Origin of the sequence: Arsukibacterium sp. (genome assembly GCF_033721375.1) — a bacterium.
GTDB lineage: Bacteria > Pseudomonadota > Gammaproteobacteria > Enterobacterales > Alteromonadaceae > Alishewanella.
The window spans coordinates 124489-140493 of sequence record NZ_JAWWAP010000012.1; the positions used below are offsets into that span (position 1 = coordinate 124489).

General features: G+C 49.5%; 16 protein-coding genes. 14 read left to right on the forward strand and 2 right to left on the reverse strand.

The genetic code is table 11. The annotated features are described in order from the left end of the window. Positions 1-22 precede the first annotated feature (22 nt). The 3 genes from R3187_RS17610 to R3187_RS17620 all read left to right on the forward strand — a co-directional run bounded on the left by R3187_RS17610 (position 23) and on the right by R3187_RS17620 (position 5040). Positions 23-1513, forward strand: coding sequence for a bifunctional metallophosphatase/5'-nucleotidase (locus R3187_RS17610; RefSeq protein ID WP_318968375.1), 1491 nt, complete (start codon positions 23-25; stop codon positions 1511-1513). Further along, the gene (locus R3187_RS17615) at positions 1510-3126 is read left to right on the forward strand and encodes a GGDEF domain-containing protein (protein ID WP_318968376.1); all 1617 of its coding nucleotides are present in this window, start codon (positions 1510-1512) and stop codon (positions 3124-3126) included. Before R3187_RS17610 ends, R3187_RS17615 begins: the two co-directional genes overlap by 4 nt. Before the next feature lie 234 nt (positions 3127-3360). Continuing rightward, positions 3361-5040, forward strand: coding sequence for a S8 family serine peptidase (locus tag R3187_RS17620; protein WP_318968377.1), 1680 nt, complete (start codon positions 3361-3363; stop codon positions 5038-5040). Positions 5041-5136: 96 nt separating this feature from the next. On the opposite strand, the gene R3187_RS17625 is transcribed toward R3187_RS17620, so the two are convergent. Together R3187_RS17625 and R3187_RS17630 are read right to left on the reverse strand one after the other, a co-directional pair. Beyond that, on the reverse strand, positions 5137-7050 hold the full coding sequence (locus R3187_RS17625; protein WP_318968378.1) for a TIGR00341 family protein: 1914 nt from the start codon (positions 7048-7050) through the stop codon (positions 5137-5139). Continuing rightward, positions 7043-9433: an ATP-binding protein gene (locus R3187_RS17630; protein WP_318968379.1), complete on the reverse strand. Its 2391-nt coding sequence runs from the start codon at positions 9431-9433 to the stop codon at positions 7043-7045. Before R3187_RS17630 ends, R3187_RS17625 begins: the two co-directional genes overlap by 8 nt. 197 nt (positions 9434-9630) lie before the next feature. Between R3187_RS17630 and R3187_RS17635 the strand changes: the two genes are divergently transcribed. The 11 genes from R3187_RS17635 to R3187_RS17685 all read left to right on the forward strand — a co-directional run. After that, complete coding sequence (locus R3187_RS17635) at positions 9631-9906, forward strand: hypothetical protein (protein WP_318968380.1); 276 nt, start codon at positions 9631-9633, stop codon at positions 9904-9906. A 78-nt stretch (positions 9907-9984) separates the two neighbouring features. Then, a complete protein-coding gene (locus tag R3187_RS17640; protein ID WP_318968381.1) occupies positions 9985-10386 on the forward strand; it encodes a hypothetical protein in 402 nt (133 codons plus the stop codon). Positions 10387-10389: 3 nt separating this feature from the next. Continuing rightward, the gene (locus tag R3187_RS17645) at positions 10390-11244 is read left to right on the forward strand and encodes a DUF692 domain-containing protein (protein ID WP_318968382.1); all 855 of its coding nucleotides are present in this window, start codon (positions 10390-10392) and stop codon (positions 11242-11244) included. After that, positions 11241-12053 (forward strand): DUF2063 domain-containing protein, encoded by an 813-nt coding sequence (locus tag R3187_RS17650; RefSeq protein ID WP_318968383.1) that lies wholly within the window; start codon positions 11241-11243, stop codon positions 12051-12053. Before R3187_RS17645 ends, R3187_RS17650 begins: the two co-directional genes overlap by 4 nt. 93 nt (positions 12054-12146) lie before the next feature. Further along, positions 12147-12785 carry a DoxX family protein gene (locus R3187_RS17655; protein WP_318968384.1) on the forward strand — a complete coding sequence of 213 codons (639 nt, stop codon included), beginning with the start codon at positions 12147-12149 and terminating at the stop codon, positions 12783-12785. 42 nt (positions 12786-12827) lie between these two features. Further along, a complete protein-coding gene (locus tag R3187_RS17660) occupies positions 12828-13472 on the forward strand; it encodes a sigma-70 family RNA polymerase sigma factor (protein ID WP_318968385.1) in 645 nt (214 codons plus the stop codon). Continuing rightward, positions 13472-14179 carry a DUF3379 family protein gene (locus tag R3187_RS17665; RefSeq protein WP_318968386.1) on the forward strand — a complete coding sequence of 236 codons (708 nt, stop codon included), beginning with the start codon at positions 13472-13474 and terminating at the stop codon, positions 14177-14179. Before R3187_RS17660 ends, R3187_RS17665 begins: the two co-directional genes overlap by 1 nt. Before the next feature lie 37 nt (positions 14180-14216). Next, the gene (locus R3187_RS17670; protein ID WP_318968387.1) at positions 14217-14618 is read left to right on the forward strand and encodes a hypothetical protein; all 402 of its coding nucleotides are present in this window, start codon (positions 14217-14219) and stop codon (positions 14616-14618) included. Positions 14619-14861: 243 nt separating this feature from the next. Continuing rightward, the gene (locus tag R3187_RS17675; protein WP_318968388.1) at positions 14862-15320 is read left to right on the forward strand and encodes a hypothetical protein; all 459 of its coding nucleotides are present in this window, start codon (positions 14862-14864) and stop codon (positions 15318-15320) included. Between the two features lie 113 nt (positions 15321-15433). Next, on the forward strand, positions 15434-15655 hold the full coding sequence (locus R3187_RS17680; protein WP_318968389.1) for a hypothetical protein: 222 nt from the start codon (positions 15434-15436) through the stop codon (positions 15653-15655). Between the two features lie 169 nt (positions 15656-15824). Beyond that, on the forward strand, positions 15825-16005 hold a 181-nt coding region (locus R3187_RS17685; RefSeq protein ID WP_318968390.1), incomplete at its 3' end, for a hypothetical protein.

The following is a 16005-nucleotide window of genomic DNA, read 5'->3' on the forward strand; positions in this document are numbered from 1 at the left end:
TTGCGGGCGCAGATACAAAACGATGAAAGTTTTCCTCATGTTAGCGATGTGTGCATTGCTGCTAAGCAATACGTTGTTTTACAGTCGCGCTGAGTCTGGCTTTACCATTATTTATGCGGCTGAAATGGCCGAGGCTAATCACCCGCAAGCGAATTATGCCCACCTTGCCAGTTTACTGACCCAACATCGTGCCACAGAGCGGCCAGTATTTTTCCTGTTTGGCGGTGGCAGTATTGGCCCGAGTCCGCTTGGATTTTTCGATCGCGGCGCCCACATTATTAATATTCTGAACACCTTAGACCCGGATGCGATGGCAGTATCGCACCGTGATTTTGCCTACTTCTCGGAAGAGTTGTCGCAGCGGGCTTATGAAGCGGCTTTTCCACTGGTTTTAAGTAATCTTTATGATCCGATGACTGAAGGCAACCTGGACGGCCTGGTTGACAGTATCCTGGTACAGCGCGGCGACATAAAGCTGGGAGTAATAGCCGTGGTTGCCCCTTATGTAGTGCAACAATATGCGCTGGAACGGTTACAGGTAACCCCTGCTGAGCGGGCAATTTTGTTACAGGCATCGAAACTCAGAGCACAGGGCGCAGATCTGCTGGTATTAATGCATACCACCGAGCTGGATTTTTTACCTGGGCTGCTGTCAGATGGCACCATTGAGCTGGCATTTCGTAACAACTATGATGGCCAGCAATTATTACCGGATCAGCCAAATATTATTCTGCAACAAGAATTGAATCAGGCACTGGTTGTCAGCGCCGAACTGGATAAAACCCGGCAGCTGCAAAACCTCAATACCCACTATATTGATCTGGAAACACTACCGGCAGAGCCGCAAGTAGCCAGACAAATTCAGGATCATAGTCAGCGACTGCAACTGCTGCTGCGCGAGCCACTGGGTCGCAGTACGGTCAGTTTTACCACCTTGCGGGATGAAGTGCGTAACCGCGAGAATGCCTTTGCCAATTTTGTTACAGATACTCTGAAAAACTATACCGGAGCCGAGCTGGCTTTTGTTAACAGTGGTACCATTCGCGGCGTGAAAGATTATCCGGCCGGCACCATGCTGACCCGCGGTGATATTCTGGCAGAGCTGCCTTTTCGCAATACGCCGGTGCTACTGGAGCTGAGTGGTCAGGATCTGATAAGCGTGTTCGAGCACGGTTTATCCGGCCTGGACAACCAGCGCGGTTTTTTTCTGCATAGTTCCGGCGTTACCCTGTTTTTTGACAGCACAGCGCCAGCTGGCAGCAGAATTAAACAATTACTGGTAAATGGTGAACCCGTTGTCGCCAGTAGCATGTATAAAGTCGCCACTTTACAATATCTGGCCGAAGGGGGAGACGGCTTCGATATTCTGAACAAACGCAGCAAGCTTAGCTTTTTCAATCCCGATGATCGCAATATTGCCGATATTATCGCGGCCGCTATTAAAAACCAGCAAAGTGTCGAACTGGTTACCGATGGCCGCTTACTGGATGTCAGTAAACAGGGGCAACCATGAGTCTGTTCAGTAAACGGTATTACTCCAGCGCCCGATTGTTATTTGCATCCCTGATGCTGATATTACTGTTGTTTATTTTGCTCAGTCTGCTGTTTTATCATCGCTTGCAGCAAGCCCAGCAAATTGTCAGCAATGTCGCTGAGCAAGCGGTGCCTGCGGTACTGGAAGCCAGTCAGGTGCATGACAAAGTAAAGGAGCTGAATCTGCAATCAGAGCTGTTGCGCGACGCGATCAGTCAGGCCGCCCGCGCCAGAGCATCACAACAGATCAGCCAGATTATTGTCCAGATCAGCAGTCTGGATCATCAGCAGTACGTGCAACATCAGTACCAGCAGCAACGACTGAAACTTATTGCCGACGAGGCCCGCAGCCTGGATATGCTGATTGCTGAACGACTGGTATTGCAGCAGCGCAGCCGGCAATGGCTAACCACACTCAGCGAATTACAACAACAAAGTCAGCAGTTTACCAGCAGCAGTGCCAGTCAGCCCTGGTTACTGCACTTTTCAGGCTTGCTGCGTCATGTTACCGCTTTGTACAGCATTGATCGATTGTATAACCTGCGCCAGAGTCGTAATGAGCTGGAAAATCTGCTAACCAGTAATCAGCAGATGCTCAACCAGCTAAGTCAGGCCGGACAACCGGCTGCAACCGCTCTTGCAGACCAACTGAATACGGCGCTGCTGTCAGAGCGGGGTATTCTGGCATTACGCGAAGCTGAGCTGAGCAATATTGCCAGGGCGACTGGCAAAGCTAATTTTCTGCGCAGCCTGGTGACTGATTACGCCAGTGAAACCGAGCTGAATGCCTATCAGTCTGCCGCATCATTAATGCAACTGAGTCAGCAATCATCCAGGGCCCTGCAACAGCAGAACCAGTTCAGTTTTGCGCTGGCAATAGCGGCAATTATGTTATTACTCGCCATTATGTTTTACACCCAGAAACGGGTGATTAAACGACTAAAATTACTGAATGAAAAAGTACTGGCCGGCAGTGGCTTTGATGGTGATGAGCGGTTATTTGCCAGCAACGATGAAATTGCCGATATTGCCCGCTCCTTTGATCAGTACAGTAACACCGTTGCGGCGCAGCAAACGGCACTGGAGCGCCAGTCGTTAACCGATGGCCTGACCGGTATAGCCAATCGTCGCCACTTCGACAGCCATTTAGGCAGCGCCGTCGCGATGGCAAAACGAATGAAGCAGCCGTTAGCACTGATTTTACTCGATGTTGACCACTTTAAAGCTTACAACGACAGTTATGGCCATCTGGCGGGTGATGACACGCTCAAAGCCATCGCCAGAACACTGGCTGAAACGCTGCAACGGCAAATCGATCTGGTAGCCCGCTATGGTGGTGAAGAATTTGCCTGTGTGTTACCTAACACCAGCCCGGAGCAGGCAATGATATTGGCCGAACAGTTACGACTCGATGTGCTGGCACTGATGCTACCTCACCATGCCAGTCCAACCACAGGGTTTATTACCATTAGTCTGGGTATCTCCTGCCTGTTACCTGGCCAGGATATCAGTGACAAAGTACTTCTTAACCAGGCAGATAAAGCCCTTTATCAGGCCAAAACCCAGGGCAGAAACTGCAGCGTTATGGTGTAAAGCCAGCACGTTCCGCTTTCTCAAACTCAAGCCTGCCAGGCAATTACAATTTTGCACAATTTAGTTATTGCTTTAGATAAATCTAAAAAGTTCTTGCATTTCCCACCGAATAACGGCAACTTAATTTAGTGATACTGGCAATAATCATTGCGCCAAATCACCAGATATCCACGATTAAATAACTAAAGAACTCTCAAGAGTCATTCATTGCAACACCTTGGAAGGAAGTACTATATGAAATATTCCAGAATTACCCCCATTACTGCCGCAACTCTGCTTGCACTTGGCCTGTCAGCTCAGGCACAGGCGTCGGACCGCTATATCATCCAGGTAGAAAATCATAATAAAGGTCTGGTAAAAGCATTAGCTGTGCGGATGGGTGGTCAGATTGAAGTGGATTCTGATGGCTTTTTTGCCGCCACTTTCAGTGGCCAGGATTTGAGCTCAGTTAAAGGCTTGCTGAACAATCCGCATATTAAACTGATTGAAACTGACACCAAGCGCTATCCGTTAGCATTATTTAATGATGATGCCGGTAATCCGGTTACTAGCCAACTGACACCCTATGCAGTTTATCAGTCACAGGCTAATCAAGTTAGTCTGAATTTAGGCAACGCTAAGCGGGTTTGCGTTATCGACTCAGGCATTGCGCGTGATACCGGAGAAACAGGTGGCGGCAATGACGACTTCGACTGGTCAAATATTACCGGCACCAGTAATTCGGGCACCGGCGACTGGTTCCGTGATGGAGGCCCACATGGTACTCACGTTGCCGGCACAATTGCTGCTGCAGATAACGGTATAGGTGTGGTCGGCATGGCACCAGGCAACCCGATGCATATTATTAAAGTCTTTAACGATGCTGGCTGGGGCTACTCATCTGACTTAGCCCATGCAGCCAACCTGTGTGCCCAGAATGGCGCCCAGATCATCAGCATGAGTTTAGGCGGCGGCGGTGCCAACAGCACCGAAGAAAATGCGTTTAACACTTTTACCAGTAATGGTGGCCTCGTATTAGCGGCAGCTGGCAATGATGGCAATAACGTCCGCTCTTACCCGGCAGGTTATGCCTCGGTAATGATGATAGGTGCTAATGATGCTAACAATAACATCGCGACTTTCTCGCAATATCCGTCTTGTACGGTTACCTCAGGTCGCGGTAAAAATGCTACCACTACTACCAACGAAGGTATCTGTGTAGAAGCAACCGCCGGTGGTGTTGATACGTTATCAACCTACCCTGCAGGCGGTACGTCACTGGTAACCGCAACGGTTGACGGTACTGGTTTTAGCGCAGCGCCTTCCGATAACACGGGGGACTTAAACGGCGCGACTTACCATATGGGTACGGCTGAAGCGACTGATAGCGGTGCAAACGGCAAAATCTGTACTATTGACCGTGGTAATATCTCCTTTGCTGACAAAATTAATAATTGCGCAAGCTCTGGTGGTATCGGTGCTGTTGTAATTAACAACGTGGCTGGCGAAGGTCCGGTATATATGGACGTTGCTGGTGCGGCTAATATCCCGTCATACGGTGCTGCGTTAGAATCACGTAGCGACATTCTGGGTGCTGCTAACCTTGCTATCTCATCTTCAGCCAGCGATTATGGCTATATGAGCGGCACTTCGATGGCTACGCCTGCTGTTTCAGGTGTAGCGGCGCTGGTGTGGTCAAACTTCCCAACCTGCTCAGGTACCGAAATTCGCAATGCATTAAAAGCTACGGCTCAGGATGCCGGTGCCGCAGGTAAGGATGTTTATTTCGGTTATGGTATTGTCAAAGCAAAAGCGGCTTACGACTATCTGACCGCTAATGGCTGTAGCGGCGGCGGCACGGGTGGCGACACCGGCGGCGATACGGGTGGTGATACCGGCGGCAGCTGTAAAGGCGGTCCGAAAAAGTGTGGCTAAGCTCTTAAAGTTAACAACAACTAATTGTTAATAGTAAGCCGATGTCCTGCATCGGCTTTTTTATCCAGGCAGTTAATGCAAATTGAAAACCGGCTATCAGCGAATAACCTTAACACCGATTTCCAGCTCGACCGGTTGCTGTAATTTCTGCTCGATCCGCTGTTTTACCCGGTCCATGGTAGCATTATCTACCGCACTACCGGATACCAGGGTCAGGCTTATCCTCAGTGGCGTACCCGGCCTTACCGAGACATCACGCAGTTTCACTTCATCCAGCACTATGCCATCGAGCTGCTGCACTATCCTGTGCTCTGCCACCATATGACCAAAGCCTATTGCCAGCGGGATGCATAAAATGGCGGCCAGAGTAACAGTAAGTGCCAGACCGCGCTTTGCCCGGTGAAACGGGCTGTAACCCAGAAACATAAAGGTGATTACCGCCGCCAGCACAATGCCAACCAGATTGGTTAAAAACAGCAAAAAGGCGCCCCAGAATACCGTTAAATCCAGCCAGCCAAGGCCTATACCGGCAACAGCCAGCGGCGGCACCAGCGCCACGGCTATCGCGACGCCTGCTAAGCTTTTTGCCACTTCCGCCCTGGCATGAGCATAAGCGCCGGCAATACCAGAGATAACAGCAACCCCTAAATCAAGCAGGGTTGGGCTGATCCGGGCCGCTATTTCGCTGTTAATGGTGGTAAGAGGAATAAACCAGGTTGCCACCATGGCACAGCCCATTGCCAGGCCGGTACCGACAGCAATACTGCGGCTGCTAACCAGCATCAGCGCGACATCCTGGCGCAGCGTGCCAAGCGCCATTGATATAATCGGCCCCATTAATGGGGCCAGAATCATCGCCCCGATGATTACCGGAGTTGAATTGGCAAACAGCCCGAATACCGCTAATAAGGTGGCAAGCACCATCAGGGTTAAATAGGACGGCGATGCCTTGGCACTTTCACGCATGGCCATAAACAGTTCTTTAAATTCGTCTGTGGCTGCATGATGGATCCATGGCAAAGGATAGGTAACCAGCTCGGTTTTCGCTTTGCCGGCGGGTAGTGCCCGGGTTCTTACCACCTCTTTACTTTCTGCTTCCGCCTCTTCCAGCCCCAGATGCCGGCCCGGTGCCAGTTGTAATACCCTTGGTTCTACTTTTAACTGTAAGCTATGACTTTTCTCAATCAGGCCATCATGGGTATAGCTAATCAGCTTGGGGCTGCTGATACTAAGGCTGCGGCTTTTAATATGGCCGACAAAAGACGGACTGTTGTTATTCCAGTATTCACGCAAAAATAACGAAGCAAACAAAAACCGCAGCATTTCAAACACGCTGCGTGGTGCCAGCACCAGCGCATGTAACATGCCATCGTTAACGCTGGAGTCGGCTACCAGCCGGCGTGACAGCACTGAACTGCGACCATGTTCAACCACCACGATGCCAAGCGCAGCGGTATCAACTATTTTTTCTTTGAAAGTGGTCATTTTAAAGGCATTAAAAGTGACATCGCCAATGCCTTTTACCAGCCGGATAAAACGTTTTACCCGCTGCGCCAGCGGCTCGGCCAGCGCCTCACCCGGCGTTAACGTCAAAGCGTCACCAATAACAACCGAGTTAAACACCGGTATGTCATTGCATAGCAGCAGGTCTGCCTCCACGGCAATGTTTTTCAGCGCGTCAGTCAGTGCATCGTCCATTTTACCGCTAATACCAAAGCCATAGCGGGCGTGTTTCATTTCCGGATGCGGCAGCAGCGCCAGCGTGCAGGGCTGCTGCTGGATCTGTAACACTAACTCACGTAAATTTTCATCGCTTAAATAACATACCAGCCTGCTGCCGGGACTGATTAGTAGTGGTTGCTCGGAATTAAATACCTGCTCTGTAAATTCTGCGCCGCTGGCAGCCAGACGCTCATTAAGCAACGGCATCAGTTGCTGTTGTACCCGGCTCGCATCCAAATCAGCATACAGTAATACGACAGGCTCAGTGGTCAGCGAATTGCTATTCATCCAGACTTCCGTTGACCAGTTCAGCAATTTCGGCCAAACGTTGCATTGCCCGGCCATTTACCGACTTTTTCGGATACTGACCGCGCCGGTTGCGCTCGCCCGCGTCTTCGCCGGTTAACAGGCTAAGCGCTTCATCTACCGTTTTTACCACATAGATATGAAACTGTTGCTCTGCCACCGCAGCGATAACTTCCGCACGTAACACCAGATTAAGCTGATTACTGGCCGGAATAATCACACCTTGTTCGCCGGTCAGGCCCCGTGACTGGCACAGCCGGAAAAAGCCTTCTATTTTTTCGTTTACTCCGCCAATCGCCTGCACCTGGCCATGCTGGTTTATCGAACCGGTTACAGCCAGACTTTGCTTTATCGGGATGTCGGTAATGGCAGAAATCAGGGCACAGACTTCGGCCAGCGAGGCACTGTCACCATCAATGTGGCCGTAGGATTGCTCCATCGCAATATTGGCACAAAGGGTCAGCGGAAACTGGCGGGCATATTTTGCCCCAAGATAACCGGTAAGCAGCAATACCCCTTTTGAATGGATTGCTTTACCCAGCTCCACTTCGCGTTCAATATCAATTACCCCGCTGGAGCCGGCAAATACCGTAGCACTAACCCGGGCCGGGGTACCAAAGGCGGTATCGCCAATTTCCAGCACAGTCAGACCATTTATCTTGCCGACCGCCAGGCCTTCGGTATCAATTAAAATCTGGCCTTCCTGAATATCTTCCAGAAATCCTTCACTGATCCGGCCGGTGCGGTGTTGTTTGCCCTGCAGCGCCTGCTGCACATGGCTTTCATTTAAAATATCACTGTCGGCCTGAGCGGCGTAGTAGCAGGCCTCACGCACCAGTTCCAGTACATCGGCAAAGCGGGCCGACAACTTACGTTGATGTTCTGCCTGGCGAAAGCTGAACTGCAGTAGCTGGCGCAGGCCACATTTTGTCAGCTGATTAATATTAAGCTGCTGCATTTGCAGCTGGATCTGCCGCGACATATAACTCAGTGTTTGCTCGTTGTATGGCAGGTAATGTTCAAAATCGGCCAGCACCCGGAACAGCTCATTAAATTCCTCATCTACTTCCTGTACCAGGTAGTACAGATCGCGTGAGCCCAGCAGCACCACTTTGACGTTCAACGGAATGGCCCGTGGGGTAATAATGGTTGAATTAGTTACGGCATGTTCGCTCAGGGTGTCAATGACCACTTCGCCGCTTTTTAATGCCAGTTTCAGGGTATCCCATACCGGCGCCTGCGATAACAGCCGGTCGGCATCCAGAATTAAATAGCCGCCATTGGCCTTATGCAGCGCACCGGGGCGGATCATCCGGTAGTTGGTATAGAGCGCACCACTGGATGAGTTATATTCAACCCGGCCAAATAAATTGCCGTAACTTGGATTAGGCTCAAAAATAATCGGCGCGCCGGACATAGTCTCGTGATGCACCAGCACATTGGGCACAAATTCTTCGACAAAAATCTCCCGGCTATCAATTTCTTCCTGCTTTTCGCCGTCTGACTCATCCGGTAGCAGCTCCAGCACCGCTTTTACCAGATGCGGCCGCATTTCTTTCAGATACTTCAGCACGCCAAGCTCAGTACTGTAGTCATGCTCCATTTGCTTTAGCATCGGCTTAATGGCCTGCTCTATGGTTTCTTTGCGCAGGGAGCGCAGGTTTTCTGATAATTCACGCTTCCAGCGTGGCAGCTCGAGCAACGCATCGTTTAATACCGTCTCCAGCTCTGATACCAGAGAGTAAAAATACTGGCGCTGCTCGTCCGTCATTTTGCTGAACTCACTGTCGTCCAGTGGCTTACCGTCGATGATAGGCGAAAAGCTGACAGCACCGTTGTCCTCATACAGCACAACTTGTTTCTCCAGTGCGGTTTTTTCTACCCGCTCTATCGCCTGCTCATACTTATCATCAAACTGGCGGGCAATAGCTTTTTTCTTGCGCTGATAACCCGGGTTATCAAACGCCGCCGGAAAAGTATCGAGTAGCTCGTCGATTAACGCTTCAATCTTCTTTACCAGAATCCGGCCATCGCCAGGCAGCAGGCGTAAGGTATTAGGCACCCGCTCGTCATCAAAATTATTCAGGTAGCACCATTCGTTCGGCGTCGCTTTCTCTGCTGCCGCATGCTGCAAAATATCCTGCACCAGGGTAAAGCGGCCTAATGCCGGCTCGCCCATCACATACAGGTTATAACCCGGCATATCCATGCCAATGGCAAAGGCTAATGCCGATTTGGCCCGGTCCTGACCAATAAAGCCTGGGATCAGCTCTGCCGTGGTCAGGGCCTGTTCAATCTGAGTGTCAGCTAATATCGGGCCAAGGTGAGCAGGTTCCAGTGCTGCTGGCAAACGGCTGTGGGTCATATTATCCCTTAATTAAAGCAAGAGTATTAAAGCAAGAATATTAAAGCAAAAGTTACGCAAGCGCATATGCCGACATACTACCAAAAAACCTGCTGTGCTGTGCTGGCTATTTTGTTTTTTTACAAAGCCGGTTAAAGATCCTGCCACTGGCGCCGATACAAGCTTAGCAATAGAAATCAAACCGGGACGAGGTCAGTATGAACGAACAAAATTGTCTGCAGAAAATTCGGAATCTTGGCGTTCGTTTACAGGAGCTGGAATTAGTGCAACTGGAGCCGGGCAAATCCTACGCCGCTACCGCACTGAACTTCCTGTTCGCCGATCATGGTGCAAAGCGCCCGGCAGGCGCGCCACTTGACCATACCTTACGGGCACTGGGTGAAGCGATTGTCGCCAATCGTAAGGTCCGCTTCAGCACCCTTGACCCGGACAGTGTCATCGACTTTTTCTGCCGTTTTTACCGGGTACATTGAAATTAGCAAATTTTTGAAATACCTTTGCTACTGGGCAGGTCTTATAACTGACTCTGACAACCACAAAGGTAACATCTGATGAAAACATTGAATAAAACCCAACTTTCTTTCGCCCTTGGCGCTATGGCATTAGGCTCAGTAGCATCTGGCGCTGCGCATGCTGATACTAACCCTTTTGCTGCGGCTGAACTTAGCATGGCTTATCAGCTGGCTGCCACTGAAGGTAAATGTGGTGAAGGCAAATGTGGTGGCGATAAAGCAAAAGATAAAGCCAAAGATAAAGCAAAAGAAATGAAGTGCGGTGAAGGCAAATGCGGTGCAGATAAAGCCAAAGCTGAAGATAAAGCCAAAGAAATGAAATGTGGTGAAGGCAAATGTGGCGCTGATAAAGCCGCCAAAATGAAAGACGATGCCAAAGCCAAAGCTGAAGATAAAGCTAAAGAAATGAAATGTGGCGAAGGCAAGTGTGGAGCAGCGTAAGCTGTGACCGCTAAACTTCCGTTAACCGGTGCAGGCCTTGGCCTGCGCCGGGAAATGCTGCAACAGGTGCTGGATAGCAGTAATCAGCAAATTGATTTTTTTGAAGTAGCACCGGAAAACTGGCTGCCTTATGGCGGTAAACTGGCCAGAGATTTCCAGGCATTGACCGAACGTCATGCTTTCGCCTGCCATGGCTTATCACTATCAATTGGCAGCCCCGACCCGTTAGATATCGATTTCATTAAACAATTAAAATCGTTCTTCAAAATCCACAATATCAGCTTGTACAGCGAGCATCTGAGCTATTGCTCAGCCGGCGGTCACTTATACGATTTAATGCCCATTCCGTTTACTGAAGAAGCGGTAGCGCATGTGGCAGAGCGGGTACGTATCGTCCAGGATATTCTGGAACAACCGCTTATTCTGGAAAATGTGTCGTACTACGCTGCGCCCGGCCAGCAAATGAGCGAACTGGAGTTTATTTGCGAAGTTCTTAAACAGGCTGATTGCCAGTTATTGCTGGACGTCAACAATATTTATGTTAACTCAGTAAACCATGGTTACAACGCCGAGGCCTTTTTACAGGCACTACCCACTGAGCGCGTTGCCTATTATCATATCGCTGGCCACTATCAGCAGGACGCTGATTTACTGATCGACACTCATGGCGCCGATATTCCTGATCCGGTATGGCGGTTATTGCAACTGGCCTACCAGCAGCATGGTGTTAAGCCTACCTTATACGAGCGTGACTTTAATATTCCGGCGCTAAGCAGCCTGCACAATGAGCTGGCCTATATCAGAACATTGCAACAACAGGCGCAAGCCAATATTGCACAGCAGAAGTTCGCGGTATGAGTGCCAATCAGCCCAAAGCGGATATGGTAAACACGAAAAAACCAGACGGGGCCGATTTTAAGCAGCTGCAACAGCAGTTTGCTGCTTACATCCGTAATCCTGATGTTGCTTCGCCACCAGCGGGTATTGAGCAGCGGCGGCTTAACGTATACAGCGAGCTGTTTTTCAATAACGTTAAGGGTTTTCTCGATACGGCTTTTCCGGTATTAAAAACCCTGTACAGCGAGCCTGACTGGACCGCACTGGCCCGGCAGTTTTTCAGCAACTACGCCTGCCACAGCCCCTATTTTCTGCAGATAGCAGAACAATTTGTCGATTTTTTGCAGCACTACCAGCCCACCGCAGCCGACCCGTCTTTTTTAGCTGAACTGGCCCATTACGAATGGGCCGAGCTGTATATTGCTACTTTAACCAGCAGCCAGCAATTACCTGCACTGCTTGAGGCAGAACTGACCGGTGACGCACTTAGCCACACCCGCTTGCAGCTGTCTGAACTGGCTATGCTGTGTGCTTATCAGTATCCGGTGCAGCAAATTTGTATCGATTTTCAGCCAACCGAACCGGCGCAACCGGTATTTTTTCTGCTGTATCGCAACGCTGAGCACGAGGTAAAGTTTGTCCAGCTGAACCAGGCCACCCTGCTGTTGCTTAACACTCTGGCAGAGCAACCTGGCCTGCACTTTAATGAACTAATAAACATCATAGCCCCCCAGCTTCCCGGTTTAACCATGCAACAACTGCAACAGGGTGCCCTGCCCTTAGTTCAGGAGTTAGCCGGCAAAGGCGCCATTTGTCGTTATATAGCATAAATTTGCCAAAGAGTTGCCGTGCGCTGAAATAATATGGCGTTGAAAGCGGTCTTATTCCCCATGATTGTTTTAACGACGTTCCCAGGCAAGTTCATGTTTAAAAATATTTATAGCTTTTATCAGAACCTTATTCGTCAGCTGGCCAATATCAGTGGCCTGGCACCGCTGCTGCTAAGGCTTATTGTGGCACCGGTGCTTATTCAGGCTGGCTGGACAAAATTCAGCAGTTTTGACAGTACAGTTTCCTGGTTTGGTAACAGCGACTGGGGCCTGGGTTTGCCGCTGCCTGCTTTATTGGTCAGCCTGACTATTGCAGCCGAATTAGTGGGCGGCGTGTTACTGCTGCTGGGGTTATTAACCCGGCTGGTTGCTATACCGCTAATGATAACCATGCTGGTTGCTATTTTTACCGTCCACCTGCCCTACGGCTGGCCTGCCATAGCCGATACCAGCAGCTGGCTGGCCGATGGCACCATTTTGCTGAATGAACGGGTAATGGCAAGCGGCGAAAAAATAGAAGCTGCCCGCAGTTTGCTGCAGCAGCATGGCAACTACGAGTGGCTGACGTCCAGCGGCAAACTGGTGATCCTGAACAATGGTATTGAGTTTGCGGCAATTTACTTTGCCATGCTGCTAAGCCTGCTGTTCACTGGTGGTGGCCGTTTTGTCAGCCTTGATTACTGGCTAAAACGCTATGTCAGTCACAATCCAACTCTGGTAGCCGGACGATGAGCGGCAGACCTAAGCAAAATGATTACTTTACAGGTTCAAGCTATGTCTATTAGGCTTACCACACTTCTCACTGAACAAAAGCCGTCAGCCATGCCGCAGTCACGAAATAGCCTGTTCAGTTTGCCGGTCTCTTTATTTAAGCGCAAAGCACAAAGCAATAGTCAACGTTATGAACAGCTGGTGCGGTTATACCATGCTGATTTATACCGTTATGCCTTCTGGCTCTGCCGGGATCAGCACATAGCGGAAGACATTGTGCAGGATACGTTTTTACGGGCCTGGAAAGCGCTCGATTCCTTACTGGATGACAATGCCGCCAAAAGCTGGCTTATCACCATTTTACGGCGGGAAAATGCCCGGCGGTTTGAGCGCAAACAGCTCGATTACAGCGATATTGAGCAAGACAGTATAACCGATGATGTTAACCCGGCACTGGAGCAACAGTACGATAATGCCTTGCTGCAACAGCAGCTGCTGTTACTGCCGCCCGAGTACGGCGAACCCTTGCTATTGCAGGCTCTGGCCGGCTTTAACAGTGAAGAAATTGGTAAGCTGTTAACGTTAAATGTGAATACCGTAAATACCCGTTTATTCCGGGCCCGGCAATTACTGAAACAGCGCCTGGTCGCGCAACGTACATCGCAACATGAATCGCAACAAAATACGCAGCAAAAAGGGGTAAGGTGATGGCTGATTTAACGACACAACAAGCCCTGATGGCCGATCCGCAGGCCCGAAATGCTACTTTGGCAACGGCCGTTGCCGCCGATCCTGCCCTGCAACAGCTGCAGCGCCAGTTATTGCTCGATCAGGCCAGGGTCAAACAGGCGTTTGAATTTAATGTCCCCGATTCGCTGGAACTGAAACTATTGCGCCAGCAAATGCTACTGAGTCAGCAAACCCAGAAAAAGCGTTTCAGCGCAGCGATTGCCCTGGCGGCATCGGTGGCTTTTGTGGCCGGCCTTACCCTTAACTGGTTTAACTATGGCTTTCCGCAAATGACATTAGGCCAGCATGCGCTGGCTCATGTTTATCATGAGGAACCTTACATGGCGCAAATGCTGACGCCACAGCCGCTCAGTCAGGTAAACGCCAAACTGGCCAGTTTTGGTGCTGAATTAACAGACTGGCAGCAGGCTATTGTATACGCCAACTTTTGCGATTTCCGTGGCACCCGCTCGTTGCATCTGGTTATGCAAACTGAACACGGCCTGGCCACGGTATTTGTGGTACCAGACAGCAACACACTGAAGTTTGAACATCATTTCTCCGATAACACCTATCGTGGCCGCAGCCTGGCGTTAAAAAATGCCGATTTGGTGGTGGTCAGCGAAAATGATGATGATTTAAAGCAATTACCGGCTAAACTGAAGCAGCAACTTAAATTTATCTAATGCACACCATATAAGCGACCAACCGCAGGGACGCAGCATGACAGACAAAAATCAGGCCGAATGGCTGTTGGTTCAACAAAGTTACGATAAGCAGGAACAGCAAGCGCTGTGGCTGAAAGTTATCACCATTCTGGTCTGGTTATGGCTGCTGAAAAACGCCGCGGCGCTGGAACTGCAACTGGGGATTATCGGTTTGTTCTGGCTGCACGAAGCCATCCTTAAAACCTGGCAGCAACGCGCTGCTGACCGCCTGCTACAGCTCGAGCAAGCCATTTTGCAGGCGCAGGATATTGGCTGTCAGTGGCATAGCCAATGGCAATATCAGCGCCAGGGCCCGCTACAACTGATCCTGGGCTATGCCAAGCAAGCGTTGAAACCCACCGTTGCCATAACCTATCTGGCATTAATCGCCGCCAGCCTGCTGCGGCTCTGGTTGTAGCTACGCCTTTCCTCACTCGCCCGGGCAATGCTCCCTGTTGCCTTACGGCAGGTGCTCAGACACTCCCCGATTCCTTCAAAAGAGGTTCTATCCTCTGTGCCCCGTGTACCCATAAGTTATTGTAACTTTTGCATTAGCGGTGTAGTGTTCTGTACATTAAATTTACAAAGGCAGCTTAGTCCGTGTTTAAGTACGGGTCGCCCCGCCCAATAAGTGTTAGAGCCAACAAAAGGAACCAGTCCGATGATGAAAACTTGGATTTTTGTTTTAACGATGACTTTTGCAAATTGCGCATTTGCAAATGCTCAACATGAATATGACTCTGATACTGCCGAGAACATAAAATCTATTTATTGGCTAACAAAAGCCGAAGATAGCGCTATTGTGTACGCTCGATTTGAGGGTTTCTACGCGCTCAGAGATCTAATCGACCAGACCATCCTAGCTAGCAACATCTCTCTGGAAGCAGTGGTAAACTCAGATAGTGCAGATAAACTTCTTCTGATGATGCCAGAGCAGGAAAATATGATAGAAATACTCATAACTGATAATCATCTAATTTTTAACGGTTTAACTTATCAGTTGGATACGGAGTTGATAAATAAAATAAAAGCCATGAATAAATATCGCATTGATAAAGGTGATTTAATTTCACCCAGCACATTATCCATTGCCATGGAAAGATTTGGTTTTAATCGCTAAATTGCCCTAACAAACAAATATTATCGCCAGCAAAATGCGCTGGCTGCGACGTCAACCCGCTGCGCGGCTTTCCGCGCTAAATTTGGGCGTTATAAACCACAAGGGGAGTTCATTTGAATATCAATGCCACGTTGTACGGCCAGTTTGTCATCATTTTCGCGCTGATCATGGGCGCACTATGTTATTACGTAGCTCGTCGTAAAATGCAAAAGCCAGCGGTTGCGAGCTTACTCGGTGCTGTTTTGTCACTTATTCCAATCTTTAGCCTAATTTATCTATTCATACTGCTGTTTAAAAAAGATGTAGGTTCATTATCGGCGGCAGTAAGTGATTAAAGTGTTTTATAACAAAGTCGGGCACGGCGTCGTCGTCTCCTCTGCGGCTTCGCTTTTACTACAAAGCCGCGCATGCTGGCGGCGTTAGCCGTACTAGAGAAATCCGATGAAGTCGAAAATATTAATAATTCTATTCACATTTTTCATTTCCGCTTGCTCTGCAAATCCCATGAAGCAGTTCCAGGAAGATGCTGACTTAATACGACTGGGGCATCTAGAGTATTGGACTGAAATTCTTGAGGAGTTCTATCAAGAAAAAGGTTACTACCCTTTACAAAAAGAAGCCCAAAGCAGCGAAAAAATGATTCTGGTTAAAATCGCAACTAAGGAGCAAATGCGTTATCTCTCTG

Excerpts from the sequence above, each read along its gene's own strand:
- R3187_RS17610 (WP_318968375.1), top strand. The coding sequence starts at position 23 with ATGAAAGTTTTCCTCATGTTAGCGATGTGTGCATTGCTGCTAAGCAAT.
- R3187_RS17615 (WP_318968376.1), top strand. The coding sequence starts at position 1,510 with ATGAGTCTGTTCAGTAAACGGTATTACTCCAGCGCCCGATTGTTATTT.
- R3187_RS17620 (WP_318968377.1), top strand. The coding sequence starts at position 3,361 with ATGAAATATTCCAGAATTACCCCCATTACTGCCGCAACTCTGCTTGCA.
- R3187_RS17625 (WP_318968378.1), bottom strand. The coding sequence starts at position 7,050 with ATGAATAGCAATTCGCTGACCACTGAGCCTGTCGTATTACTGTATGCT.
- R3187_RS17630 (WP_318968379.1), bottom strand. The coding sequence starts at position 9,433 with ATGACCCACAGCCGTTTGCCAGCAGCACTGGAACCTGCTCACCTTGGC.
- R3187_RS17635 (WP_318968380.1), top strand. The coding sequence starts at position 9,631 with ATGAACGAACAAAATTGTCTGCAGAAAATTCGGAATCTTGGCGTTCGT.
- R3187_RS17640 (WP_318968381.1), top strand. The coding sequence starts at position 9,985 with ATGAAAACATTGAATAAAACCCAACTTTCTTTCGCCCTTGGCGCTATG.
- R3187_RS17650 (WP_318968383.1), top strand. The coding sequence starts at position 11,241 with ATGAGTGCCAATCAGCCCAAAGCGGATATGGTAAACACGAAAAAACCA.
- R3187_RS17655 (WP_318968384.1), top strand. The coding sequence starts at position 12,147 with ATGTTTAAAAATATTTATAGCTTTTATCAGAACCTTATTCGTCAGCTG.
- R3187_RS17660 (WP_318968385.1), top strand. The coding sequence starts at position 12,828 with ATGTCTATTAGGCTTACCACACTTCTCACTGAACAAAAGCCGTCAGCC.
- R3187_RS17665 (WP_318968386.1), top strand. The coding sequence starts at position 13,472 with ATGGCTGATTTAACGACACAACAAGCCCTGATGGCCGATCCGCAGGCC.
- R3187_RS17670 (WP_318968387.1), top strand. The coding sequence starts at position 14,217 with ATGACAGACAAAAATCAGGCCGAATGGCTGTTGGTTCAACAAAGTTAC.
- R3187_RS17675 (WP_318968388.1), top strand. The coding sequence starts at position 14,862 with ATGATGAAAACTTGGATTTTTGTTTTAACGATGACTTTTGCAAATTGC.